Origin of the sequence: Arthrobacter sp. AB6, from assembly GCF_031844545.1 — a bacterium.
Classification (GTDB): Bacteria; Actinomycetota; Actinomycetes; order Actinomycetales; family Micrococcaceae; genus Arthrobacter.
Window position 1 is genome coordinate 134,130 of sequence record NZ_JAUZVL010000001.1, and the last position, 24,052, is coordinate 158,181.

Sequence of the window (24,052 nt, forward strand, 5' to 3'; positions counted from 1 at the left end):
CGGGATCCTAGGGGATCCACACGGTACAGTCGGCGGCGTCCGCCACCACCTCCTCCAAATCCCCGGTGCGGTGCAGCACTTCCAGCTGGCGCGACGCGCCGGTGCCGGCATAGAGCAGGTCGTCCACCAGTTCCTCCACCCGCGGCAGGTCCCCGATGTCCTCCAGCGCTTCCCGGACATGGTTCAGGAGGGAATTTACGACGGCGAGCGCCGGGGTTGGGCGGGATGTGTGCGGGTCCAGCAGCTCTCCCCGCAGTCCCCAGCGGCTGGCCTTCCAGCAGGCAAGCCGCAGCAACTCGGTGGGAACAGCTGCGGGTGCGACGCCCTCCCGCCACTCGCGTGCGGCAGTCTCCACCAGTCCACGGGCGATGCCCGCCAGCAGCACGGTGTTCTGAGGCCGCAGGCAGACGTCCGCGATCCGGATCTCCACGGTGGGATAGTGCCGGGACAGCCGGGCGTCGAAGTAAATCATTCCCTCATCCAGCGCGACGCCGGTGCTCACCATGTCGTGCACCAGCTGGTGGTAGGCCTCGGGTGAGCCAAGGACCTGAAGGGGACCCGCGGACGGCCACCGGCTCCAGACCTGCGAGCGGTAGCTGGCATAGCCGGTGTCCTCGCCGTGCCAGAAGGGGGAATTGGCACTCAATGCGATCAGTACGGGCAGCCAGATCCTGATCCGGTCCAGCACCGCCACCCCCTCTTCTGCGGAATCCACCGAGACGTGGATGTGGCAGCCGCAGGTCAGCTGCTCCCTGGCGGTGAGCCCGTACTCGTGGGCCATGGCCGCGAAGCGCCGGAGCTGCACCGGATGGGGATCGCACGGCAGGGGCGAGGTGCCCAGGGCCGCAACCCGCACCCCCACGCGGCTGGCTGCGGCATGCGCCAGGGACCGGCCCGCGATGATGTCCGCCTCCAGCGAGGCCATGGTGGGATGCGGCGGCGTGACCACCTCGATCATTTCCTGCTGGAATTCGGCCGTGAGGACAGGGCCGGGGGCGGCAGCGGGATCTCCGGACCGGGCCGGTCGGCGCCCCTCCAGGAGCCCGACGGCCATGGGAACAGGCTCCCCGGTGCCGGGATCCACCAGGAGGAGTTCCTCCTCGATCCCGAATGTCCTGGTGCCCCCGCCGCCACTGCCGCTGCGATCGATGCCCGGGGTGCCCATCGCCGTCGTCCCTTGAACTTCGGTGCCCCCGCCCCTACAGGGGGGAGGAATCCTGAACGGCCGGTCCGGCCGTCCGGCCCGAGGTGCCCCACCCTTGTGCCAGGCGCTCATAAACCAGGTCCAGCAGTTCCGCGGCCCTCTGGTTCGCCCTGCGTGAGTCATCCAGGCTCCGGTCCAGCCGGGCTATCTCCGCCCGCAGCTGGGCGATGTCCGACGCGGCTATGGCCAGGCGCAGGTGGACCTCTTCGAGCGGGTCACTCAGTGGCTCGTGGTCATGCAAAGCCTCAATCAGGGGATCGTTCATGGCAGTGTCCTCGGTTGTGTCGGCGGGGCTTTGGCACGGCGGGTGACGGGCTTTGCTTACCGCCAAAAGAAGAACATGATAAGCACGCTTACCAGTGCCCGGGAAGGCTTGTCCGGGATCAAGCCCTGCCCAAGTCCCCTGCCGCCGCATCAGGTGTTGCCTCCAGGGGCCGCCACCGGGCGGGGCTCGCCTGTACTTCCCCTTCCGTGACGCGTAATCTCAGGAGTGCGACGGGAATCACTTCCCGTCCCTCCCGGCCCCCTGCACAGGCCCCCGGAGCAGCCGCTGTAGTAAACCGGCGGCACATGATGCAGCAGCCGAATGGGCCAACCATGGCAACATCGCACTTCCAGCAGTTCCTTGATGAAGCCACAGTTTTCGATCCGTCCAGCGACGCCGTCCCGGGCCCCGACGACGACGGCGGCCGCACATTTGCCCTGTTCGCCGGGGCAGCGGCGACTCTTGCGGCGGCGTGCTGATGGAACGCCATGGCATCACCCATGACCAAGCACTGCAACAGATGATCCACGATGCTCGGGCGGCCGGCGCCTCGTTGGTCAAGGTCAGTGAAAGGCTGGTCGCCAAGGTACCGCCTTCCGAAAGTTAGGAGGGGATGTGGGCTTTGATCCACGCGAACCGGAGCAGCGCAGACGCCTTAATAAGGCCCTGGCTGCTGCGGACCTCACCGCGGGCGAGCTTTGGCTCCGATACTTCGGCATGAGCGGGTCTGCCGGCGAGTATGAGGTCCAGGCATACCTTGAGGGCCTTCTTTCCCTCCCGTCCAACGAGCGCGACCTGCTGGCCTTGGCGGCGAATGAGCTGATCCGCGAGACACCGGAGCTGATCATCCGTGACGCCCCTCCGCTGCTGGCACCCCTTGGGGACCAGTTGAACGGCTCCGCGGAGGGCGGGCGGTCCAGGGGCGAGTGACAGTCCCGCCCAACCAGGAATCACGATGATGCCGAGAACGAAAATCCCGGCGATCTTGATGCCGTCGGGGCGTTCGAAGACGTGTGCAACCGGCACCTGCCCCGCCTCCCCGAAGGTCACACGAAAATCACTGGATTGAAACAATTCAGCAACCTTGCCACGGCATGCTGGGCATACGGGGACACAACAGCAGGAGGCGCATCATGGAGGCACGGAAAGTTCTCACCGGCCAGCTTCGGATCGGCGACCAGATCGAGGCGTGGCACAACGGCAAGCTATTCCACCGGGGGCGGGTGACCGACGTCGTACCCGCCCTGGAACTGTTCTGGATCCTGGACGCGAGGACGGGCGCGCGGAAGCTGCTGGACCCGGAGGCGCTGGAGATCCGGCATGTCAAGGAGCAGGCCAAGCCGCTGGCTCCGGCCTGATTTAGGCCATGTTGACGGTGCCATCGGGGTAAAGGGGCGGCATCGGGGCGTGCATAGAATGGACCCATTGCGGCACCGCTGCGGCAGTACGGGCGTCACCCGCCCGCAACCACCACGAAGGAGCACACCGTGATCGGATTCATCGTTGCAGGCCTCATCATCGGCGCACTTGCCCGCCTCATCAAGCCGGGCAAGCAGAACCTGGGCCTGCTGGCCACCCTCCTGCTGGGCCTTGCAGGCTCGGTCATCGGCGGCGTGGTGGCTTCGCTCCTGGGCACCGGTGACATTTTCGAGCTGAACTTCCTGGGCTTCATCGTGGCCGTCATCGCTTCGGTGCTCCTGGTGGGCACGGCCGAAGCGGTGGCCGGCCGCCGGAATTCAGTGCGCCGCTAGGTCTGCCTCACGGCATATCCAACGCGGGGTCACTCCGTGTCCTCACCAAGCGGTTAATTGGGCGTGAAGTGACCCCGCGTTGTTGTTAGGCCCTGCCCTGGTACACGTCCGGGATGCCGTCCTTGTCGGCGTCAACCTTCTCCAGCTCTTCGGCCACCCGGTACTGCCGGTTCCGGGCCTTCAGCACGGCCGTGGCCAGCAGGGCGGCCAGCAGGGACGCGGCCAGGATGCCCACCTTGGCGTGGTCGTCCTGCAGGGTGCCCTGCCCAAAACTCAGCTCGGCCACCAGCAGGGACACGGTGAAGCCGATGCCGGCCAGGAGTGCCACGCCGAAGATGTCGATCCACTTGAACGAATTGTCCAACTCCGCCCGGGTGGCCTTGGTCAGGACCCAGGTGGTGCCCAGGATGCCGATCGGTTTGCCCAGCACAAGCGCCGCGATGATGCCCAGGGCCACCGGGTCCGCGAGCGCCGAGGCCAGTCCTTCCAGGCCGCCCACGGCCACGCCGGCGGAAAAGAACGCGAAGACGGGTACCGCGATGCCGGCAGAAATAGGCCTGAACCGGTGCTCGAAGATTTCCGCCAGGCCCGGCCCTGCCTCCGGGCCGCCGCCGGCCTGTGACCGGATCACCGGGATGGCGAAGCCCAGCAGCACCCCGGCCACCGTGGCGTGGATGCCTGAGGCATGCACCAGCGCCCAGGTGGCCGTGCCCAGGGGCAGCAGGATAAACCAGGATGCAAGGACCTTGCGGCCGAAGAAATGGCGGAACTTCTGGGCCAGGAACGCATAGATGGCCAGCGGAATGAGGGCCAGGAGCAGCGGCGCGGGCTGCAGGTCGCTTGTGTAGAAGAAGGCAATGATGGTGATGGCGATGAGGTCGTCCACCACGGCCAGCGTCAGCAGGAAGATCCGCAGCGCGCTGGGCAGGTGCGATCCGATGATGGCCAGCACCGCAACGGCGAAGGCGATGTCCGTGGCAGTGGGGATAGCCCAGCCGCGCAGGGTTTCAGGACTGGTGAGGTTGATTGCCACATAGATCAGCGCCGGAACCACTACGCCGCCCGCCGCTGCTGCCACCGGAACTATCGACTTGCTGATCTGGCGCAGGTCCCCGGCCACAAATTCGCGTTTGAGCTCCAGGCCCACCAGGAAGAAGAAGATGGCCAGCAGTCCGTCTGCGGCCCAGGCGCCGAGGCTGAGGTTAAGGTGCCAGGGCTCGTAGCCCACCTTGAAGTCGCGGAGGGCAAAGTAGCTGTCCGACGCCGGCGAGTTGGCCCAGAGGAGGGCGATCAGCGCAGCGGACACCAGCAGGGCCCCGCCCACTGTTTCCTTGCGGAGAATCTCCCCGATCCGGAGCGCCTCCGCGTAGCTGCCGCGGGAAAAGACCGCGGGCTTCCGTCGCGGAGAAGGGGGCGTGGTGGGCGAGGGATGGTTCACAGGGGCTCCCGGCATCTGAGGTCGACAAAGTCATGCCGACCAGACTTCCCGGCGCACCTTTGTCCATCCTAGCGGCAGGCAGGCTCGGGAAGCCCGGCCGCTGCCGCAGTGAGGGTACAGGAGCTGTGCCCTAGCCTGCCGCCCGCTGGCGCACCGGCCTCCGTTGCCCGTCCATCGCAATGGCCTTCACAGCCGTTTCCAGGTAGTTGCGCGATTCCGCGGAGTTGGCCAGCTGCACAAGCTCCGCTGCGACCACCACCAGCTTCACGTTCCGGTGGCTGCTGGTGCTGACCAGCATCTGGAAGGCATCCTCCGATCCCATCTTCAGCTGGCCCATAAGGATGCCGCGTGCCTGGTCGATCACGCTGCGGGTGGAGGTTGCCCCTTCCACCGCATCCCGCGCCGTCTGCTCGGTTTCGCGCTGAAGCGTCGCGGTGAGGTCGATCATCACCCCTTCCAGGGCGGTGACCTTGCCGCCGTCCGTGATTCCGTCGCCGGATGTCAGAACCCGCCTGGTCCGCCCCTGGGCATCGATAATCCGGTGGTACATGCAGAAGTAGCCTCCCGTGCGCGCGACCTGGGCAACAATCTCCTCGCACCGCGGCCTGTCCTCGGGATGCTTGTGGGAGAAAAGCAACTCGAGGGTGGGCACAACCTCTCCCCGCCGGTATCCGTGCAGTTGGAACATGCCTTCGGACCAGTGGATCTTCCCCGATCCAAGATCCACATGGAACGTTCCGGCACCGCAGAGGCTGTCCCCCAGCGCGCTCGAGTAGGTGTAAGGGCCACTCAGATCCGTCACGGGCCACCTCCTTGTAGCAGTCGACACGTCCGCGGGCCGTAGGCACACGCACTGCTCTAAGTATCGCCGCCCGGAGACGCGCCGGATAGTGCCCATAGCCCCTTTGCCGGGGCGGGCAGCAGCCAAAAAGCTTGACCAAGATACCCCCTAGGGGTATATTCAAGGTGTTGTCAGTGAAGTGGTATGTCCCGGCCGGTGCCCGCACCGCCATCACAGCCGTTCAACCCCAGCACCCTGCTACTCCAGCAAGGACTCATCCTTCACAAGGAATGGAACTGACATGTTTGACATTGAACACAGGACCGCACTCCCCCTGGCCTCCAGCGCCGGCTGCAGCTGCTGCTCCCCCGCCGGACACGCACGCCAGGCGCCGTCCGCCGTCGTAATTTCCGACGCCGGCACAGGCTCCCGGCGGACGTTCGCCGTTGAGGGCCTCACCTGCGGGCACTGCGTCCAGACCGTCGAGAAGGCCGTCTCCGCCCTTGACGGCGTTGAGTCGGCACCCGTTGACCTGGTAGCGGGCGGCCGTTCCGGCCTCACCGTGGCGGGCACCGCTTCGGACGCGGCGGTCCGGCAGGCCGTCACCTCGGCCGGGTACTCCCTGGCTTCCAACTGACTTTGCCGCCGGGGCTGACGGCCCCTGCTGCGGCGTCCTCCAAGGAGGAACATATGGAACACCCGCAGAACCACCAGCACATGCACCATCACGACGACGGCCGGCCCTCACGCGGGACCCTCACCAAACCCGCGGCTGCCCCGGCCGCCGGCAGGCCGGGAGGGCGCGCCCGCCACGACGAGGACCACGCCGTCCACACCCACGGGCAGCATGCCGGACACAGCACGGCCATGTTCAAGAACAGGTTCTGGCTCACGTTGGTACTGTCCGTCCCCGTGGTCTACTTCAGCCCCATGGTGGGCCACATCCTGGGTTACATGGCCCCCATGATTCCGGGCTCAGCCTGGATCCCGCCCGTCCTGGGCACCGTGATCTTCCTCTACGGCGGCCAGCCGTTCCTGAAGGGCGGCCTGCAGGAGCTGAAGGACCGCCGCCCGGGCATGATGCTCCTGATCGCCATGGCCATCACCGTGGCGTTCGCCGCCTCCTGGGTCACCAGCCTGGGCCTGGGCGGATTCGACCTGGATTTCTGGTGGGAGCTCGCACTGCTGGTTGCCATCATGCTGCTGGGCCACTGGATCGAGATGCGCGCCCTCGGGTCGGCGCAGGGAGCCCTGGATGCCCTCGCCGCCCTGCTGCCCGACGAAGCCGAACGCATCACGGAAACCGGCACTGAAACCGTTCCGGTCTCCGAACTCCGGCCCGACGACCTGGTCCTGGTCCGTTCCGGCGCCCGCATGCCGGCCGACGGAACGGTGGTGAACGGGCAGGCAGAGTTCGACGAGTCGATGATCACCGGCGAATCGAAGACCGTGCCGCGCGGACCGGGCGACTCCGTGGTGGCCGGAACCGTCGCCACGGACACCAGTGTCCGCGTCCGGGTCACGGCAGTTGGCGACGACACGGCCCTGGCCGGCATCCAGCGGCTGGTGGCGGAGGCGCAGTCGTCGTCCTCGCGGGCCCAGGCGCTGGCGGACCGCGCCGCAGCCTTCCTGTTCTACTTCGCCGCTGGAGCCGGCCTGGTCACCTTCATCGCATGGACCCTGATGGGCAGCATTCCTGACGCCGTGACCCGCACCGTCACCGTCCTGGTCATCGCCTGCCCGCATGCCCTGGGCCTGGCCATCCCGCTGGTGATCGCCATCTCCACTGAGCAGGCTGCCCGCGCCGGAGTCCTGATCAAGAACCGGATGGCGCTGGAGCGGATGCGGACCATCGACGTGGTCCTCTTCGACAAGACCGGCACGCTCACCACCGGCCAGCCGCAGCTGGTGGACGTTGCGGCCGCTGACGGGGTGGCTGCAGACGAGCTGCTGGCCCTGGCCGCCGCGGTCGAGTCGGACAGCGAGCACCCCGTTGCGCGGGCCATCGTCCGCGCAGCCCGGGAACGCAACCTGGCCCTGCCTGCCGCCGCCGGATTCACCTCGCTGACCGGCCGCGGGGTCCGGGCCACTGTGGACGGGCGCACCGTGCACGTGGGCGGGCCTGCGCTCCTGCGCGAGCTTGGCGCCGTCGAGCCCTCCGCCCTGGCGCAGTCCACCCGCGGGTGGATGGACCGCGGCGCCGCCGTCCTGCACGTCATTGACGACGACGGCAGCGTGCTGGGGGCGGTCAGCCTTGAGGATGCGGTGCGGACGGAGTCGCGGCAGGCTGTGGCTGCCCTGCAGAACCGCGGCGTCAAGGTCGGCATGATCACCGGCGATGCCCGGCAGGTGGCCCGGGCCGTGGCCGCGGACCTGAAGATCGACGAGGTGTTCGCGGAAGTCCTGCCCGCGGACAAGGACAAGAAGGTGGCCGAACTCCAGGCCCGCGGGCTGAAGGTGGCAATGGTGGGCGACGGCGTCAACGACTCGCCGGCGCTGGCACGCGCCGAGGTGGGCATCGCGATCGGCGCCGGCACGGACGTAGCCATGGAGTCGGCCGGAGTGGTGCTGGCCGGAAACGATCCGCGGGCCGTCCTGTCCATGGTGGACCTGTCCCGGGCCAGCTACCGCAAGATGTGGGAGAACCTGGTGTGGGCCACGGGCTATAACATCCTGTCCGTGCCGCTGGCCGCAGGCGTCCTGGCGTTCGCCGGCGTGGTGCTCTCCCCCGCCGCGGGCGCGGTCCTGATGTCCGCATCCACTATTGTGGTGGCGTTGAACGCCCAGTTGCTCCGGCGGGTGAAACTCAACCCGTCCGAGGTACGTTGAACGTGCAGGGCCGGTTTCCCCGTCCCTTTGATAACGGCCCAGTCCTGCAGAAACCAGTCATGCAGAACCTGTCCCGCAGAAAGGAGGAAGCAGCATGACCGCACGTACCCGCGTCCTGTCGGCCGCACTCCTCCGCGCAGGGCTGCTGGCTGCGGTCCTGGCCATCGTGGCCGGGATCTTCGGAATGCACGTCATGGCCGCCCACTCGTCGCATGCGGCGCACCCCGCCGTCGCGCATTCCCACACTGGGGTTACGGCAGGGCACCCGGCCGGGCACGCCGCCGTCGCAAATTTTTCAGCAGCAGAGTCCTGCAGCTCCGGCTGCCCTGGCGCGCAGGAAGCCGGCGCACCCTGCATCCCGCTGGCCAAGACGGCTTCGCTCGCCGTTGTCCCGCCCCAGGCCGGCACGGCCGGGCCCGCGCCCACAGCCACGGCCCGGGGCGTCGTCGGTTACTCCTACATCCCGTCAAGCCCCACACCCTGCGACCTGTCCATCAGCCGGACGTAAGCGGACTGCGCCGCGCGGCTCCACGCGCACGAATTGGCCCAGTTCAAATTACTTCCCTGAAGGACACCTCAAAAAATGAACACGAACATCAAAACCCTGACCATCGCCGCTGCCCTGGCAGCCTCGCTCGGCCTTGCCGGGTGCGCCGCCGGCTCCGGAAGCTCCGGCGGAAACACCATGCCCATGAACCACGGCAGCTCCCGCCCCATGGCCAGCATGATGCCGGACGCCAGCGCGGACCATAACCAGGCGGACATCATGTTCTCCCAGATGATGATCCCGCACCACGCGCAGGCGGTGGAGATGAGCGACATGATGCTCGCCAAGCCGGACCTGCCGACGGAAGTCACGGCGCTGGCAACCACGATCAAGAACGCCCAGGCGCCCGAGATCGAAACCATGACCGGCTGGCTCAAAGAGTGGAACGTACCCGTCATGATGTCGGACCATTCGGGCCACGGCATGGGCGGCATGGTGGATTCCCAGGGCCTGGAGAAGCTCAAGGCCGCGCAGGGAACGGAAGCCGTCCGGCTTTTCCTGGACCAGATGATCGGACACCACGAGGGCGCGATCGACATGGCGAAGCAGGAGATCGCCGCCGGCAAGCACCCCGGGTCCATCCAGCTCTCGCGGGACATCGTCACGTCCCAGGAGGCTGAGATCGCCCAGATGAAGGAGATGCTGGCCCGGCTCTGACCTCCTCCCCTCCCCGACGCTCTCTCACTTAACGCGCCAAATCGGCCAACGCTCTCTCACTTAATGCGCCAAATCGGCCAACGCTCTCTCACTTAATGCGCCAAATCGGCGGACGCTCTCTCACTTAATGCGCCAAATCGGCGGACGCTCTCTCACTTTTTTGGGAAAGTGAGAGAGCGTCCGTTGAAAAACCGCATTAAGTGAGAGAGCGTCGGTTGGGGAGGGGCGTGGGGGCCGCCCCCTTAGCGATCAGGCGCGGGGCGTGACGTGCTCGGGGCGGATTCCGACGCCGACGAACCGGGCAGTCAGCCGGCGCAGCAGGGGTGAGGCAAACCGAAGGATCCCGATGAACCAACGCGGCGCGACACTGTTGCCCGCGGCGGCCCGGGCGATGGCCTTGTGCCCGTTGCGCTGAAGCAACTGCATCACCTTCACCGGTTTTTCCCTGCGCCGCTGCACCGCCGCGAGCTTTCCGACCGGCACGGTCCCGGCGGCAAGGTCCCCGGCGATGGCGTTGAACAGCGCAACGGCGTCCTGGACGGCGAAGTTCACGCCGACGCCGAACATCGGGGACATCGCATGGGCGGCGTCGCCGATCGCGATGAATCCGGGACGGTACCAGCGGCGGAGCCGGTTGATCTGGACCGAAAGGAGCTTGATCTGGTCCCAGTCCGTGAGGGTTGTGGCAACAGGGCGCAGCACAGGCGCAGCATGGATGATCCGGGCCTGGAGGGCCTCCAGCCCTGCAGCCCGAAGCTGGCCGTACCCGCCCTTGCGGATGACCATGCCCGACTGGTAGTTGTCGCCGCGGTCGATGGTCAGGACCATGCCCTGGCGGGATATGTAGCCGAGGGTTGCCGGCGGCGGCTCCGGCGGTTTGGGCAGGCTGAACCAGAGAACGTCAATGGGCACGCCAAACTCGTCGGGAATCATCCCGGCCGCGGCGCGAAGTGCCGACGCTCGCCCGTCCGCAGCGACGGTAAGCGTCGCACGGACCTCAAGGTCGCCGTCGTCCTCTGTAGCCGCCCGTACGCCGCGGACCTCATCCTGCTCAATGATGAGGCCAGTGGCTTCGGTGAGCATGCGCAGCTCGAAGTTGGGAAACACCGACGCCTCGCCGGCCAGGAAGTTCAGGAAATCCCACTGCGGCGCCATAACCAGGAAGTTATCCGGCTCCGGGAGGGTCCTGAAGTCCACGATGGTGAAGCGCCGGCCGTCCATGACAGCATCCATGGCGGGCAGGCGGGTGAGCGGCAGCTGCAGGAATTTATCGCGCAGCCCGAGCTCGCCGAGCAGCGTGACGGTGGACGGATGCACCGTGTCGCCGCGGAAGTCCCGAAAGAAGTCCGCATGCTTCTCGAGCACTGTGATGCGCAGCCCTGCGCGTGCCAGCAGGTAGCCGAGCACCATCCCGGCCGGTCCGCCGCCGGCAATGACGCAGTCACGCTCGATAACTTTCCCCACGGTCATATCATCGTGCCTCCTGCCCGGAAAGGTGAGAGAGCGTTCCCCAAAAACCCGCATCAAGTGAGAGAGCGTTCCCCAAAAACCCGCATCAAGTGAGAGAGCGTGCGGGTGTTGCGTGTTAAGTTGAAATCCGCGGGCTGGACGGTCCGCGCATCGGCTGGAAAGAGAAATCCCCTTGGACACGTCCGCACCAGTAAAAATCCTGACCGTCTGCACCGGCAACATCTGCCGTTCGCCGGTGGCCGAGCGACTGCTGCAGGCGGGGCTGGACCAGGTGGTGCCGGGCGGTTTCGTTGTGGCCAGCGCGGGCACCCGGGCCATGGTGGGCGACCCCATGCAGCCGCTCTCCGCGGACATCGTGCGCACCTTCGGCGGAAGCCCGGACAACTTCGCCGCCCGCCAGCTGACCCCGAAGATCCTCCGCGGCGTAGACCTGGTGCTCACCATGACCTCCGCTCACCGCGGCGAGGTGCTGCAACTGGACGCCTCCCTCCTCAAACGGACGTTCACCATCCGCGAGTTCGCCCGCATGCTCGACGTCCTGGACCAGCGCGCAGCAGAGTCCGGGGGCAGCATGCCCGCCGCTGTACCCGCCAGGGATAACCACGACGACGGCGGCTGGCTGGGCGCCAACACCGCCTTCTGGAAGAGCTTGCCGGCACGGGCTGCGGGGGTGCGGCACCTGTCCCTGCCCGCCGACGCTGCCGAGAACGACATCGTCGACCCCTACCGGCGCGCGCCCGAGGTGTACCGGCGAATGGAGGACGAGCTCGCGCCGGCGATCGTGTCCATCCTCCGGCACGCGCGCCTTAACGCACCGGCTCGCGGGACACGTGCGGAGTCGCTGTAGCGTTCCGGCGTTCCCCACCTCTCCCGCGACCCCGGCGCCACTCCCGGCGGCGACGTTCCCGCCTGCTGCAAGGTGACAGTTTGGACAACTTAGTAGCCAGCGGGGCACCGGCTGGCGGACACTGATCCCACCCATTCACAAAGAGGTGAGGCACAATGAGCACGCCTGACGGTTCCGATCCCTCCGGCCCCAACGCATCCGGGCCCGCCCCCGGCCCCCACAACGGCAGCTGGGTGGCGCACGGCCGCCGGCGCTGGATAGCCGCACTGCTGGCGCTGGTCCTGGCGGCCGCCGCCGTCGTCGCAGTCATCAGCCTCAACCGTTCCGGCAGCGAGGCGCAGCCCGCGGCGACGCAGAGCGAATCGCCGTCCACGCCGGTAACCCCCTCGGAGACTCCTTCCGATACGCCGCCGGCCCCTGCTCCCCCTCCGCCACCGGAGCCCATCCCGGAGCTGCCGCCCGTGCCGATGAATGTGCTCGTCATCGGCAGTGACATGCGCGGCGTTGCCAGAGACGCCGCCGCCCACACCGCAGCCACCGGCGAAGCCATGGACCACCGTTCGGACACCCTCATGGTGGTCCACGTTCCGGCCGATCGCAGAACCCTGTACATCATCTCCATCAACAGGGATACGTGGGTGGACATCCCCGGCTTCGGCGGCGGGAAGATCAATGCCGGGCTGCAGTACGGCGGTATCGACATGACCACCCAGACGGTGCAGCAGTTGCTCGGCATCACCATCGACCACACGCTGATGCTTGATTTCGGGGGCCTCAAAGTCCTGGTGGACGGGCTGGGCGGGATCGACGTCAACGTCCCGGTTCCGTTCCAGTCCACGCACGACACCGGCCACGTCTTCGGACCCGGCGTGAATCACCTGGACGGACAGGCGGCCCTGGAGTTCTCGCGTGAGCGGTACGCATTTTCCGACGGCGACTTCCAGCGGGTGCGCAACCAGCAGGTCCTGCTCAAAGCCATTCTGGCCCGCCTCACCGGTGGAGGCGCCTTGAATGACGTCAATGCCGTCCGCGGACTGGTGAACTTCGCCTCGTGCTGCCTCACGGTGAACAAGGGCTTCGACCCCGTGCAGGCTGCCATCCTTGCCTACAGCCTGCGGAACCTGGACGTGAACGCGATCGGCACCATGACCCTGCCCACGGCGGGCTCAGGATTCGTCGCGGGCCAGTCGGTTCTCTTCCCGGACTACGGGGCGATCAACGCCGTTGGGGCAGCGCTGCGGGAGGGGCGGATCGGGGAGTTCGCAGTTCCGTAGCGGCTGCCCCTGGCATTGGCGGACGAGCGCCCCGCCCCGCATGAACGTGCCGGGCAACACCGTTCATGCGGTCGAGGGCCGCTCGTCCGATTAAGGCGCTCCACGCAGCTGTTCAACCGGGGCTCACCCGGGGTTCACCGGGGGGAAAACGTCCGTGCGCCCGGCACGTAAAGGCTGGACGGCATGACTGACATTTCACGCCGCACCATTGTCAAGGGATCCGTCCTCGCTGCCGCACTGGCAGCCGCGCCCGCCGCCGCCCACGCCGCCCCAGCCCAGTCGCCCGCCGGCGTCGCGCTGGTCCGGAACCGGCTCACCCTGCCCAGCGGCATCGCCACCGGAGACGTCACCTCCGATTCCGCCGTCCTGTGGTCACGGTCTTCAGGTGCCGGGCGGATGACGGCGGCGCTGCGGGCAGTGGACGACGGCGGCGAGGTCCTCCGCGGCCGCGGCGCCTTTGAGCGCGTCCTCCGCGGGCCCCGCGCAACCCAGGCCTCCGACTTCACCGCCAAGATCCACGCCGGGAACCTGCCGTCCAACACGCGCTTTGCGCTGGAGATCAGCTTCGAGGACGACGGCGGCGCGGCCGGCGAGACGGCCAGCGGCAGCTTCCGCACGGCTCCGGACGCGGGGACGTACAACGGCAACGGCCGCACTGGTGACACAAGCGCCGGCGGCGAGGTGCCGGCGTCGTCCGCCCAAAGCTTTGTGTGGACGGGCGACACCGCCGGCCAGGGCTGGGGCATCAACGAGGAAATCGGCGGGATGCCAGGCTACCGCGCCATGCACCAGACCCGTCCGGACTTCTTCATCCACTCCGGCGACACCGTCTACGCCGACGGCCCCATCACGGAGACCGTGGTGGAGAAGGACGGGCAGGTGTGGCGGAACCTGGTCACTGAGGAGGTGTCCAAGGTGGCCGAGACGCTGACCGAGTTCCGCGGCCGGCACCGTTACAACCAGATGGACGCCAACATGCGCGCGATGTTCGCCGATGTGCCCCTGATCTCGCAATGGGACGACCACGAAACCACCAACAACTGGTACCCGGGCGAGATCCTGGACGATCCCCGCTACACCGTGCGGGACGTCAACACCCTCGCGGCCCGGGGCCGGCAGGCGTGGCAGGAGAACATGCCCATCGCGGACTCCTCGGCCCTCTGGCGGCCGGGAACGTTTGACGACGCCGGGCAGTACCAGCCGGCGCGCATCTACCGGAAAATTTCCCGCGGACCGCAACTGGACATCTTCTGCCTGGACATGCGGACCTTCAAGTCGCCCAACACCGACGGGAAGGAACCGTATGCCACGGCCATCCTGGGCCAGGAGCAGGTGGATTGGCTGATCCGCGAGGTTTCACGCTCCAAGGCCACGTGGAAGGTCATCGCAGCGGACATGCCCGTGGGCGTCATCGTGGGTGACGGCCCGGTGAACCAGGAAAGCGTTTCAAACCGCGACGACGGCGCTCCCCTGGGCCGTGAGCTCGAGATCGCCGGGGTGCTGAGCGCGTTCAAGCACAACCGGGTTAAGAACGTGGTATGGCTGACCGCCGACGTGCATTACTGCGCGGCCCACCACTACTCCCCCGAGCGTGCGGCCTTCACTGATTTCGACCCCTTCTGGGAATTCGTGGCCGGGCCGATTGCGGCGGGTTCGTTCGGCCCGAACAAGATGGACGGCACGTTCGGGCCCGAGGTGGTGTTCTCCAAGGCGGGCCGCTTCCCGGGCGAATCGCCCCGTAACGGTGAGAACCAGTTCTTCGGGCACGTCCAGCTGGATTCCGAAGTCTTCACCGTGAGCCTGCGCAACGCCAACGGCGCAACGGTGTTCTCGAAGGTGCTCACCCCGGAGCGGTAGCTTTCGGACTTTCGCTACGGATTCGGACATGCGCTGCGTGGGCCCGGGCAGCGCATGTCCGAACCCGCAGCGGATTTGGTGTTACCGGAGGTCCGGGAAAGACGCAGGGTGCTCACGCGGTTGCCCCGAAGGCCGTTTGGCCGCTTTCACCGCTCTCGGCCAGGTGGCTGCTGACCTCCTGCAGCGTGCTGCTGACCATGTCTTCGTTCTGTTTCCGCTGGCGCAGTTCGTAGGCCAGGGCCTTCAGGTATTCCTCTGACGACATTTAGTGAGCCTTCTTTTCCTCTAGCAGGTTCTTGATGAGCGCTGTGAATTGGGTCCAGTCCCTGGCCGACTCGTGCAGCCGCTGCCGCCCTTCCGGGTTGAGGGAGTAGAACTTCTTTCCGGGGCCGTTGTCCCCTTCCCGCCACACCGAACTGACGAATCCGTCCGTCTCGAGCCGGTTCAGGGCGGGGTAGAGCGTCCCGCCGCTGAGCCCGTCAAAACCGGAGGACCGGAGAACTTGGATGACGCGGTCACCATAGGCACTTAGCGCCGGTTATTTTGGGCACCCGCTGGGTACGCCGCTGGTAGTGTTCCTGCATTCGGAACGGCACGCAGACGGGGTGATTCTCTTGAACGACGACGGGCTGACAGAGGCTGTACAGGAAGCCGGGGCGGTGGAACTGCTGCTGATCCGGCACGGCGAGAGCGAAGGCAACGTTGCCGCCACCGAAGCCCGGGAGGCGGGGGCGGCGGTCATCGCCGTGCCGGCCCGTGATGCCGACGTGAACCTGTCCGACATTGGGCAGGAGCAGGCCAAGGCCCTGGGTGCGGCTTTGGCCCGGATCGCCGAGGAGTTCCGGCCGGACGCCGTGGTTTCCTCGCCCTATGCCCGCGCCCGGCAAACGGCGGAAATCGCCGTGGAGGTGGCCGGCTGGCCCGTGAAGGTGCGCACCGATGAACGGCTCCGGGACCGCGAACTGGGCATCCTGGACCGGCTCACCCGGCTGGGCGTGGAGCAGCGTTTCCCGGATGAGGTGGAACGCCGCGAATGGCTGGGCAAGCTGTACTACCGGCCGCCGGGCGGGGAATCCTGGGCGGACGTGGCCCTCCGGCTGCGCTCCGTCCTGGCGGAACTGAACAATCTCGGCACCGGGCACCGGGTAATGCTGGTGTGCCACGACGCCGTGATCATGCTCTTCCGGTACGTGCTTGAAGGGCTGAGTGAAGCAGAACTCCTGGACCTGGCGGCCACCACCTCGGTGCTGAACGCCTCCCTGACCCGCTATGTGCGGCCCTCCGGCGCCGGCCCGTGGACGCTCGAAAGCTTCAACGTGGCGGACCACCTGACCGAGCAGGGCGTTGCCGTGACCGAACATGCCGGGGACGCCAGTGTCCACCCGCGGTGAAGCGTCCGGGGCCGGAGCCAGGCAGCCAGCCCTGGTGACGCCGTCGCTCCTGCGCGATTGGCCGCTGCCCGCCGCCGGCGAGGACAAGTACTCCCGCGGATCGGTTTTGGTGATCGGCGGAGCCCGGGCGACCCCCGGTGCCGCACTGCTCTCCGGCGCCGCCGCCCTTCGGGCCGGCGCCGGGAAACTCACCCTGGCCGTCGCGGAATCGGTGGCTGTCCACCTGGGCGTCGCGCTGCCGGAGTGCGGGGCGGTGGGGCTGCCGGAAACCCCTGGCGGGTCCGTAACGGCCGAGGGCCTGGACCGCATCGCCCCGTACCTGGACGGGGCAGATGCCGTACTGGTGGGCCCGGGCCTCGATGACCTGGACCTGGCCGAGGAACTGCTCCGGGCCCTGCTCGGGCGGGAGGCCGCCCCAGGGAAAGGGAACGACGGCGGAGGTCCCGCCGTCGTCCTCGATGCCTACGCTTTGGGTGCTTTGGCCAACGTGGAGGACCAGTCCGGTCCGTGGAAGGGGCGCCTGATCCTGACGCCCAATCCCAAGGAGGCTGGGATCCTGCTTGGCCGTGAGCCGGGGGACCTGCCGGCTGATGTTGCCGAGATTGCCGAACGGTACCAGGCGGTGGTGAGCTGCCAGGGCCTGATCGCGAGGCCGCCAGGTGATGCGCCGGAAGAGGCGGAGCTCTGGAAAATCACCACGGGATACGGCGGGCTGGGGACCTCAGGCAGCGGAGATGTGCTGGCCGGTGCCATCGCCGGCCTTCGCGCCCGGGGAACCAGCGAAGCGCAGGCTGCGTGCTGGGGCACGCATCTCCATGCGGCTGCCGCGGACAGGCTTGCCAGCCGGCTGGGACCTCTGGGCTTCCTGGCGCGCGAACTCGCGGACGAGCTGCCCGCGCTGATGCTGGAACTCAACACCTGACCCCTCCGGATTGAAGGCAACGCGGGGTCACTTACGGTCCATCCGACGTGGTTTTTTGGGCGGTAAGTGACCCCGCGTTGCCTTCTCCGGGCATGAGACGGCCCCCGGCCGAAGCCGGGGGCCGCCATACCGGGAAGTGCGGGTGTAGGCTGCCGGTGCGCTTTAAGCGCTGTGGCGTGCATACTGTGCAATCCGCCCTAAAGGCAGTCAGTAGATCCCCGACTTTCCGATCCTGTGTTGAAACTAGGCGGCAATCTCTTGCTTGGCCCCCTTCGTCTCGATTTCAATCTTGCGCGGCTTGGCCTTTTCGGCGACAGGAATCCGCAGCGTCAGGACACCGGCGTCGTATGAAGCCTTCACGTTGTCGGTGTCCAGGGTGTCCCCGAGGATCAGCTGGCGGCTGAACACGCCGCGCGGCCGCTCGGAGGCGATCAACTCGGTGTCCTTGCCTGCAGGGTCGGGGCGCTCGGCCCGTACCGTCAGGACATTCCGTTCCACATCCAGATCCACAGAATCCAGTGCGACGCCGGGCAGATCAAAGGCGACGACAAATTCCTGGTCCTCCCGCCACGCGTCCATCGGCATCGCTGCCGGGCGCGCCGCCGTGCCGAGGACCTGCTGGGCCAGCCTGTCCAACTCGCGGAACGGATCAGTTCGCATCAACATGGCTTCCCTCCTCGTAAGAGACGGTCCAACACTTTTCGTATCAGCCGATCTGTATTGACTGATATAGATTTTTTAGCACTGGGAGTTCAGGTCTGCAAGGGGTTCCGAGGGGGATTTTCGAAGTTTTTTGCGCCCTGGCGGGACATGGTTGAGGGGCCCTTCGCTGCACGCGAAAGGGCCCCTCACATGCTCGGTTGTCAGCTCCGGGTCGGGTCCGGCCGAAGCGGTGCGGGACCTGGGTCCGGCACCGGCAGCGGGCCCGGGGGTTCCGGTGCAGGGAACGGATTGGGAGCCGGCGGACCGGGATGGGTTGGATCTGGCTGGTCCGGGCCTGGTTCCGGCGGAAACGGCTCGGGCTCGTGCACTGGCGGGATGGTCATGTGACGTTCCCCTCTCACGTTTAATGGACGTGCCTTGGCGTGAACAGGATACGCCCGCCGCCTCAAGCCCACTAGGCCGGCGGCCCGCCGTCCCCTCAGCCCGGGACGGCCCCCACCGCCGGAGCCAGGCGCGCAACTGGCGCAGCGCACCAGCGACAGCGCGCCCCGCCGTCGGACGCCCTTACTCCCCCGCGGAGGCGGCGATCCCCCGGTAGCGAACGGCCGGATAATTGTCGGCGGGGATCTATATATTGAAGGAATGACCCAGACTCCGCTGCGGGACTCCGCCACCACTGCCGCTCCCACACCGCCGGTTGCCAAGAAGATCCCGTCCGAACGTGTCCACCACGGGGACGTTTTCGTGGACAACTACGAGTGGCTGCGGGACAAGGAATCCGCCGAAGTGGTGGAGCACCTGAAGGCCGAGAACGCGTACCAGGAGGCGGTCACCGCACACCAGGAACCATTGCGCGAGGCCATCTTCCAGGAGATCAAGGGCCGCACCCAGGAAACCGACCTCTCCGTGCCGCACCGCAAGGACGGGTGGTGGTACTTCAGCCGCTCCGTGGAGGGCAAGGAGTACGGCATCCAGTGCCGGGTCCGGGCCGCGGACACCGGGGACAAGGTTGCCGACTGGACGCCGCCCGCGGTGCAGCCCGGCGTCGAAATCCCCGGCGAGGAAGTCCTGCTGGACGGCAACGTGGAGGCGGAGGGCAAACCGTACTTCTCGGTGGGCGGCTCGGCCGTGACCGTGGACGGGACCCTCTATGCCTATGCCGTGGACAACTCGGGGGATGAGCGCTTCACCCTCCGCATCAAGGACCTCCGCACCGGCGGGCTGCTGCCGGACGTCATCGAGAACGTCTTCTACGGCGTCGCCTTCTCCCCCGACGGCACCCGGATTTTCTACACCGTGGTGGATGACTCGTGGCGCCCGTACCAGGTGAAGGCGCACGTCCTGGGCACGCCTGTTGCCGATGATGTGGTCATCTACCAGGAGGACGACGCCGCCATGTGGCTGGGCTTCGAGCTCTCAGCTGACCGGCGCCACCTCGTGCTGGGCATCGGCTGCTCGGAGTACAGCGAAACCCGCCTGCTCCGCTTTGACGATCCCGCCCAGGAGCTCACCACCGTGATCTCGCGGAACGACCGCGTGCTCTATGAGGCCGAGCCGTTCCTGCTTGCCGGGCCGGACGGCGAAAAACAGGAGCGTATCCTCCTGACGCACAACCGCGGTGCGGTCAACTCCATGGTCTCCCTGGCGGACCCGGCCGCGCTCGCCAAGCCGCTGGCAGAGCAGGCCTGGGTCACCGTCGTCGAACATTCCGACGACGTCCGCATCAACGGCGCGGGCGTCACCTCCACGCACCTGGTCGTTTCCATCCGCAAGGACACCATCGAGCGCGTGCAGTTCATCGGGCTGGCAGGGCTGGGCACGCCCGCCCAGGAAGAACCCGTGGAGCCGGCCTTCGATGAGGAGCTCTACACCGCGGGCGTGGGCGGGTCCGACTACGAGGCCCCGGTCATCCGGCTGGGCTACACGTCCTACTTCACGCCGTCACGCGTATACGACTTCGTGCTGCCCACGCCGGAGCAGCCCGCGGGTGAGCTGCTGCTGCGCAAGGAAAGCCCGGTCCTGGGCGGCTACGACGGCAGCGACTACGTCGCCACCCGGGAATGGGCAGACGCCGCGGACGGCACCAGGATTCCGCTCTCCGTACTGCGGCACAAGGCCGTGAAGCAGGATTCGACGGCGGCCGGCCTGGTGTACGGGTACGGCTCCTATGAGCTGAGCATGGATCCTGGCTTCGGGATCGCGCGGCTGTCGCTGCTGGACCGCGGCGTGGTGTTCGTGATCGCCCACATCCGCGGCGGCGGGGAGCTGGGCCGGCACTGGTACGAGGACGGCAAGAAACTCACCAAGAAGAACACGTTCACCGACTTCATCGACGCCACAGACTGGCTGGCCGGTTCCGGCTGGGTGGACCCTGCCCGGATCGCCGCCCTGGGCGGATCGGCCGGCGGCCTGCTGATGGGGGCCGTGGCGAACATGGCGCCGGAAAAGTATGCAGTGATCGTGGCGCAGGTGCCGTTCGTGGACCCGCTGACCAGCATCCTCGATCCCGAGCTGCCGCTGTCCGCCCTGGAGTGGGAGGAGTGGGGCAACCCCATCACCGATCCCGCGGCGTACGCCTACATGAAGTCATACTCCCCCTACGAGAACGTCAGGGAGGCGGCGTATCCCAAGATCGCCGCCGTCACGTCCTTCAACGACACCCGGGTCCTTTACGTGGAACCGGCCAAATGGGTGCAGGAACTGCGGAACAAGACCACCGGCGCCGAGCCGATTGTCATGAAGATCGAGATGGACGGCGGGCACGGCGGTGCGTCCGGCCGCTATGTGCAGTGGCGCGAACGGGCCTGGGACTATGCCTTCATCGCCGATTCCCTCGGTGCCACCGAGCTGCTGCCCGGCGCCGGGCTGAAGTAGGACGAAAGCGACGCAGCTCAGGACTGTGGATGCTCCGCCAGCCACTCGGCCAGCGTTTCGAGATTGGCGCGGACCGTCCGCCCCTGGGCCCGTTCCACCAGCGGGTCGGCCAGCTTGCCAAAGATGCCGCCCAGGCCGGACGCGGCTTCGATCCGCTCGGTAACGCGGGTGCCGCCGTCGGCTGGTTCGAGCGTGATGATAATGGTGAAGTCCAGTTTGCCCTCGACGGAACGGGACACCATGCGCCGGGGCGGATCAAACTCGGTGATTTCGGCGGTCCAGTCGAACTGCCGCCCCATGACCTTGCTGGTTCCGCGGCCACGGGAACCCACGCCCAGCGGGCCGTCACCGATCTGCTCGGAGGCGAGGACCGAGGAATCATAGACGGCGATGTTTTCGAATTTCGACAGGAAGTCAAAGACCTCCTGCGGTGGCCGGGGGATGACGACGGTTTCTTCCACAACAGGCATTGGATTCTCCTTGGACAGGGGCCTGATGCCGGCCCGGCTCGGCCGGCAGGTAGGCACAGCGCCAGCTTGGCCCGACGGCGTGGGGCTGTCAAGGCGTTGCGGAAAGCTCCCTTTATGGCCCGTCCGGCGCTCCGATAATGCCCTTTTTGAGCCCCCGGAACGGCGTTTTTGGAGCATTCAATGGGGGTTCCCGGGGAAGCATGCACGCACCCCTTTTATTTCTCCATCCGCTTTTCTTAACGCTCGATTTTAGTAAGGTAAGGCTGTACTAATAAGATCGTCGGATGACCACGCAGCTTGATTTCGCGCGGGTTTCTTTCGCTGCCGATCTTGCGCGCTACGGAAACCGGCCTGCCATCCTCGCCGACGGGCTGACGCTGACCTACCGGGAGCTCGCCGACCGCGTCGACAGTTTTTCCCGGAAGCTGGGCGCCGAACGGCGCCTTATCGCCCTTGCGGCGTCCAACGACGTCGAATCGCTGGTGGCGTACCTCGCCGCCCTCGCGTCCGGTCACCCGCTGATCCTCCTCCCGGAGGACAAGCCGGCGGCCCTCGAATCCCTCGTGACGGCCTACGACCCCGACGTTGTGGTCCGCTCCGCGAATGGCGAGTGCGTCCTCGACGAACGCCGGCCCGGTACCCGGCACACCCTGCATCCGGACCTTGCCCTCCTCCTCAGCACGTCCGGCTCCACGGGCTCCCCCAAACTGGTGCGCCTGTCCCACGCCAACCTGCAGGCCAACGCCGAGTCCATCGCAACCTATCTTCGGATCACGCCCGGGGACCGGGCCGCCACCACCTTGCCGATGTCCTACTGCTACGGCCTCTCGGTCATCAACAGCCACCTGCTGCGCGGCGCGGGCCTGGTCCTGACCGGACTGTCAGTGGTGGATCCGTGTTTCTGGGAGCTGTTCCGGCGGGAAGCTGCCACGGCGTTCGCCGGCGTTCCCTACACCTTTGAGCTGCTGGAGCGCGTGGGCTTCGCGGACATGGACCTGCCCAGCCTGCGCTACGTCACCCAGGCCGGCGGCCGGCTCGCCCCGGAATCCGTCCGGCACTACGCGGAGCTGGGCCAACGGCAGGGCTGGGAACTCTTCGTCATGTACGGCCAGACCGAGGCCACAGCCCGGATGGCGTACCTGCCGCCGGACCTTGCCGCCGCCCATCCCGGCGCCATCGGCGTGCCAGTTCCCGGCGGCGACTTCCGGATTGAACCCGTGGCCGGCCTCGAGGACGGCGAACTGGTGTACACCGGGCCCAATGTCATGCTGGGGTATGCCGAGACCCCGGAGGACCTGGCACAGGGCCGCACCGTCACCGAGCTCCGCACCGGCGACCTCGCGGTGAAGAACGCCGCGGGCCTCTACGAGGTGCGCGGGCGGCGCAGCCGGTTCGTCAAGATCGTGGGACTGCGTGTGGACCTGGGCCAGGTGGAACGCCTTCTGGCGGACCTCGGCGTGCACGCTGCCAGCGCGGGAACGGACCAGGGGCTCGTCGTCGCCGTCGAGGGAACCCATGACACCCGGCTGCTGACCAAAGTCCTCGCCCAGGGCCTCGGCCTGCCACGCGCCGCCGTCGAAATCCATGCCGTGGCGGAACTTCCCCGCCTGGCCACCGGCAAAGTGGACTACCCGGCCGTGGCGGCGCTCTCGGAAACTGCCCCGGCCCCGGCCGAACGTGCTCCGCAAGGAGAGCGCGGCAACTCGGCCGGGCCGGACACCGTCCGGCGCATCTACGAGGACACGCTGGAGCAGACGGACATCGCGGACACGGACACGTTCGTCTCGCTCGGCGGCGACTCCCTGTCCTTCGTGGCGGCCTCGGTCCGGCTCGAGCAGGCACTGGGCCACCTGCCCCCGGACTGGCATGTCACACCGGTCCGCGACCTTGAGCCGCGCCGGCCAGGCCGGCCCGCCCGGACCCGGCTCGCACGGCTCTTTGCCCCCACGGACACCAGCCTGGTCCTCCGGGCCGTGGGAATCTTCCTGATCGCCGGCACGCACATCGGCCTGTTCAACTGGCAGGGCATGGCCCACGTGCTGATTGCCGCGGCCGGGTTCAACTTCGCACGCTTCCAGCTCTCCGGCGAAAGGCTTCCCCGCCTGCGCCGGCAGCTCACCAGCGTGGCCCGGATCGCCGTGCCCAGCATGGTGTTCATCGCCTTCGCCTACCTGGTCACAGACCACTACGGCCTCGTCAACATCGTGCTCCTGAACTCCATGCTGGGAGACGAGCAGATCACCACGCAGTGGCATTTCTGGTTCATCGAGGTGATCGTCTACATCCTGCTGGCCATGACGGCCCTGCTCTCCATCCCGTGGCTGCACCGGGCGGAACGCCGGTTCCCGTTCATTTTCCCGCTCATCATGTTCGGCGGCGGGCTGCTGACACGCTATGAAATCGTGGAGCCGGGTGTGCCTTACACCGTTCCGGCCCTCTGGCTCTTCGCGCTCGGATGGGCGGTGGCCAGGTCCCGCAACCTCGCCCAGCGCTGCACTGTCTCCGCCCTGGCCGTCCTCACGGTTCCGGGGTTCTTCGAGGATGCCAACCGCGACGCCACGGTGATTGCCGGCATCCTGCTGCTTGCCTGGCTGCCCGCCCTCCCCATGCCGCGGGCCCTGGGCCGCGTGACGGTCCTGCTGGCCAGCGCCTCCATGCACATCTACCTCGTCCATTGGCTCGTCTACCCGCCGCTGGCCGGCCTGGGCCTTCCGCTCGCACTGGCCGCCTCCCTGGCGGCAGGCGTGGCCTACTGGGCTTTGTGCAACAGGGTTGCCGGGGCCGCCCACCGTTTGCGCGCCCGGAAGTAAGC

At 67.3% G+C, this 24,052-nt stretch carries 24 protein-coding genes and 1 pseudogene; 16 read left to right on the plus strand and 9 right to left on the minus strand.

Annotated elements, in window-relative coordinates; translation table 11 throughout:
- Positions 1-7: 7 nt before the first annotated feature.
- Together Q9R30_RS00605 and Q9R30_RS00610 are read right to left on the minus strand one after the other, a co-directional pair.
- Positions 8-1,165: a glutamate--cysteine ligase gene (locus Q9R30_RS00605; protein WP_311216460.1), complete on the minus strand. Its 1,158-nt coding sequence runs from the start codon at positions 1,163-1,165 to the stop codon at positions 8-10.
- Positions 1,166-1,199: 34 nt separating this feature from the next.
- Complete coding sequence (locus Q9R30_RS00610) at positions 1,200-1,469, minus strand: hypothetical protein (RefSeq protein ID WP_311216461.1); 270 nt, start codon at positions 1,467-1,469, stop codon at positions 1,200-1,202.
- A gap of 332 nt (positions 1,470-1,801) precedes the next feature.
- On the opposite strand from Q9R30_RS00610, the gene Q9R30_RS00615 reads away from it, so the two are divergent.
- The 5 genes from Q9R30_RS00615 (at position 1,802) to Q9R30_RS00630 (ending at position 3,220) form a co-directional block, all read left to right on the plus strand.
- Positions 1,802-1,948 carry a hypothetical protein gene (locus Q9R30_RS00615; protein WP_158677277.1) on the plus strand — a complete coding sequence of 49 codons (147 nt, stop codon included), beginning with the start codon at positions 1,802-1,804 and terminating at the stop codon, positions 1,946-1,948.
- Positions 1,949-1,989: 41 nt separating this feature from the next.
- Positions 1,990-2,076, plus strand: a complete 87-nt coding sequence (locus Q9R30_RS19325) for a hypothetical protein (protein WP_396136680.1) — start codon at positions 1,990-1,992, stop codon at positions 2,074-2,076.
- A gap of 8 nt (positions 2,077-2,084) precedes the next feature.
- Complete coding sequence (locus Q9R30_RS00620; protein ID WP_104998898.1) at positions 2,085-2,399, plus strand: hypothetical protein; 315 nt, start codon at positions 2,085-2,087, stop codon at positions 2,397-2,399.
- 203 nt (positions 2,400-2,602) lie between these two features.
- Positions 2,603-2,827 (plus strand): hypothetical protein, encoded by a 225-nt coding sequence (locus Q9R30_RS00625; protein ID WP_104998899.1) that lies wholly within the window; start codon positions 2,603-2,605, stop codon positions 2,825-2,827.
- A 129-nt stretch (positions 2,828-2,956) separates the two neighbouring features.
- Complete coding sequence (locus tag Q9R30_RS00630; protein WP_311216462.1) at positions 2,957-3,220, plus strand: hypothetical protein; 264 nt, start codon at positions 2,957-2,959, stop codon at positions 3,218-3,220.
- Positions 3,221-3,305: 85 nt separating this feature from the next.
- On the opposite strand, the gene nhaA is transcribed toward Q9R30_RS00630, so the two are convergent.
- Positions 3,306-4,658 carry a Na+/H+ antiporter NhaA gene (nhaA, locus tag Q9R30_RS00635; protein ID WP_311216463.1) on the minus strand — a complete coding sequence of 451 codons (1,353 nt, stop codon included), beginning with the start codon at positions 4,656-4,658 and terminating at the stop codon, positions 3,306-3,308.
- Positions 4,659-4,788: 130 nt separating this feature from the next.
- Positions 4,789-5,460: a PAS and ANTAR domain-containing protein gene (locus Q9R30_RS00640; protein ID WP_104998901.1), complete on the minus strand. Its 672-nt coding sequence runs from the start codon at positions 5,458-5,460 to the stop codon at positions 4,789-4,791.
- 280 nt (positions 5,461-5,740) lie between these two features.
- On the opposite strand from Q9R30_RS00640, the gene Q9R30_RS00645 reads away from it, so the two are divergent.
- From Q9R30_RS00645 to Q9R30_RS00660, 4 genes are all read left to right on the plus strand, one after another.
- On the plus strand, positions 5,741-6,076 hold the full coding sequence (locus tag Q9R30_RS00645) for a heavy-metal-associated domain-containing protein (RefSeq protein WP_311216464.1): 336 nt from the start codon (positions 5,741-5,743) through the stop codon (positions 6,074-6,076).
- Between the two features lie 53 nt (positions 6,077-6,129).
- Positions 6,130-8,268 (plus strand): copper-translocating P-type ATPase, encoded by a 2,139-nt coding sequence (locus Q9R30_RS00650; RefSeq protein WP_311216465.1) that lies wholly within the window; start codon positions 6,130-6,132, stop codon positions 8,266-8,268.
- Between the two features lie 94 nt (positions 8,269-8,362).
- The gene (locus tag Q9R30_RS00655) at positions 8,363-8,776 is read left to right on the plus strand and encodes a DUF6153 family protein (RefSeq protein ID WP_311216466.1); all 414 of its coding nucleotides are present in this window, start codon (positions 8,363-8,365) and stop codon (positions 8,774-8,776) included.
- Between the two features lie 75 nt (positions 8,777-8,851).
- Positions 8,852-9,472, plus strand: a complete 621-nt coding sequence (locus tag Q9R30_RS00660; protein ID WP_311216467.1) for a DUF305 domain-containing protein — start codon at positions 8,852-8,854, stop codon at positions 9,470-9,472.
- A 249-nt stretch (positions 9,473-9,721) separates the two neighbouring features.
- Here the strand turns inward: Q9R30_RS00660 and Q9R30_RS00665 are convergent, their stop codons facing one another.
- Positions 9,722-10,942: an FAD-dependent oxidoreductase gene (locus tag Q9R30_RS00665; RefSeq protein ID WP_311216468.1), complete on the minus strand. Its 1,221-nt coding sequence runs from the start codon at positions 10,940-10,942 to the stop codon at positions 9,722-9,724.
- A 172-nt stretch (positions 10,943-11,114) separates the two neighbouring features.
- Between Q9R30_RS00665 and Q9R30_RS00670 the strand changes: the two genes are divergently transcribed.
- The 3 genes from Q9R30_RS00670 to Q9R30_RS00680 all read left to right on the plus strand — a co-directional run bounded on the left by Q9R30_RS00670 (position 11,115) and on the right by Q9R30_RS00680 (position 14,920).
- Positions 11,115-11,789 carry a low molecular weight phosphatase family protein gene (locus tag Q9R30_RS00670; protein WP_311216469.1) on the plus strand — a complete coding sequence of 225 codons (675 nt, stop codon included), beginning with the start codon at positions 11,115-11,117 and terminating at the stop codon, positions 11,787-11,789.
- 155 nt (positions 11,790-11,944) lie between these two features.
- Positions 11,945-13,063 carry an LCP family protein gene (locus Q9R30_RS00675; protein WP_311216470.1) on the plus strand — a complete coding sequence of 373 codons (1,119 nt, stop codon included), beginning with the start codon at positions 11,945-11,947 and terminating at the stop codon, positions 13,061-13,063.
- A gap of 183 nt (positions 13,064-13,246) precedes the next feature.
- Positions 13,247-14,920 carry an alkaline phosphatase D family protein gene (locus Q9R30_RS00680; RefSeq protein ID WP_311216471.1) on the plus strand — a complete coding sequence of 558 codons (1,674 nt, stop codon included), beginning with the start codon at positions 13,247-13,249 and terminating at the stop codon, positions 14,918-14,920.
- 112 nt (positions 14,921-15,032) lie between these two features.
- Here the strand turns inward: Q9R30_RS00680 and Q9R30_RS00685 are convergent, their stop codons facing one another.
- Positions 15,033-15,185, minus strand: coding sequence for a hypothetical protein (locus tag Q9R30_RS00685; protein ID WP_158677278.1), 153 nt, complete (start codon positions 15,183-15,185; stop codon positions 15,033-15,035).
- A pseudogene (locus Q9R30_RS00690) lies at positions 15,186-15,434 on the minus strand (PadR family transcriptional regulator); the annotation flags it as partial.
- A gap of 91 nt (positions 15,435-15,525) precedes the next feature.
- On the opposite strand from Q9R30_RS00690, the gene Q9R30_RS00695 reads away from it, so the two are divergent.
- A complete protein-coding gene (locus Q9R30_RS00695) occupies positions 15,526-16,311 on the plus strand; it encodes a histidine phosphatase family protein (RefSeq protein WP_104999840.1) in 786 nt (261 codons plus the stop codon).
- Positions 16,295-17,233, plus strand: a complete 939-nt coding sequence (locus tag Q9R30_RS00700; RefSeq protein WP_311216472.1) for an NAD(P)H-hydrate dehydratase — start codon at positions 16,295-16,297, stop codon at positions 17,231-17,233. The genes Q9R30_RS00695 and Q9R30_RS00700 overlap by 17 nt, the downstream gene beginning before the upstream one ends.
- A 243-nt stretch (positions 17,234-17,476) precedes the next feature.
- Here the strand turns inward: Q9R30_RS00700 and Q9R30_RS00705 are convergent, their stop codons facing one another.
- A complete protein-coding gene (locus tag Q9R30_RS00705) occupies positions 17,477-17,899 on the minus strand; it encodes an Hsp20/alpha crystallin family protein (protein WP_104998909.1) in 423 nt (140 codons plus the stop codon).
- A 639-nt stretch (positions 17,900-18,538) separates the two neighbouring features.
- On the opposite strand from Q9R30_RS00705, the gene Q9R30_RS00710 reads away from it, so the two are divergent.
- Entirely contained in the window at positions 18,539-20,770 is a 2,232-nt protein-coding gene (locus Q9R30_RS00710) for a S9 family peptidase (protein ID WP_311216473.1), read from the plus strand.
- 17 nt (positions 20,771-20,787) lie between these two features.
- Here Q9R30_RS00710 and Q9R30_RS00715 read toward each other — a convergent pair whose 3' ends face one another.
- The gene (locus tag Q9R30_RS00715; RefSeq protein ID WP_104998912.1) at positions 20,788-21,240 is read right to left on the minus strand and encodes an SRPBCC family protein; all 453 of its coding nucleotides are present in this window, start codon (positions 21,238-21,240) and stop codon (positions 20,788-20,790) included.
- 284 nt (positions 21,241-21,524) lie between these two features.
- Between Q9R30_RS00715 and Q9R30_RS00720 the strand changes: the two genes are divergently transcribed.
- A complete protein-coding gene (locus tag Q9R30_RS00720; RefSeq protein WP_311216474.1) occupies positions 21,525-24,050 on the plus strand; it encodes an AMP-binding protein in 2,526 nt (841 codons plus the stop codon).
- Positions 24,051-24,052: the final 2 nt, after the last annotated feature.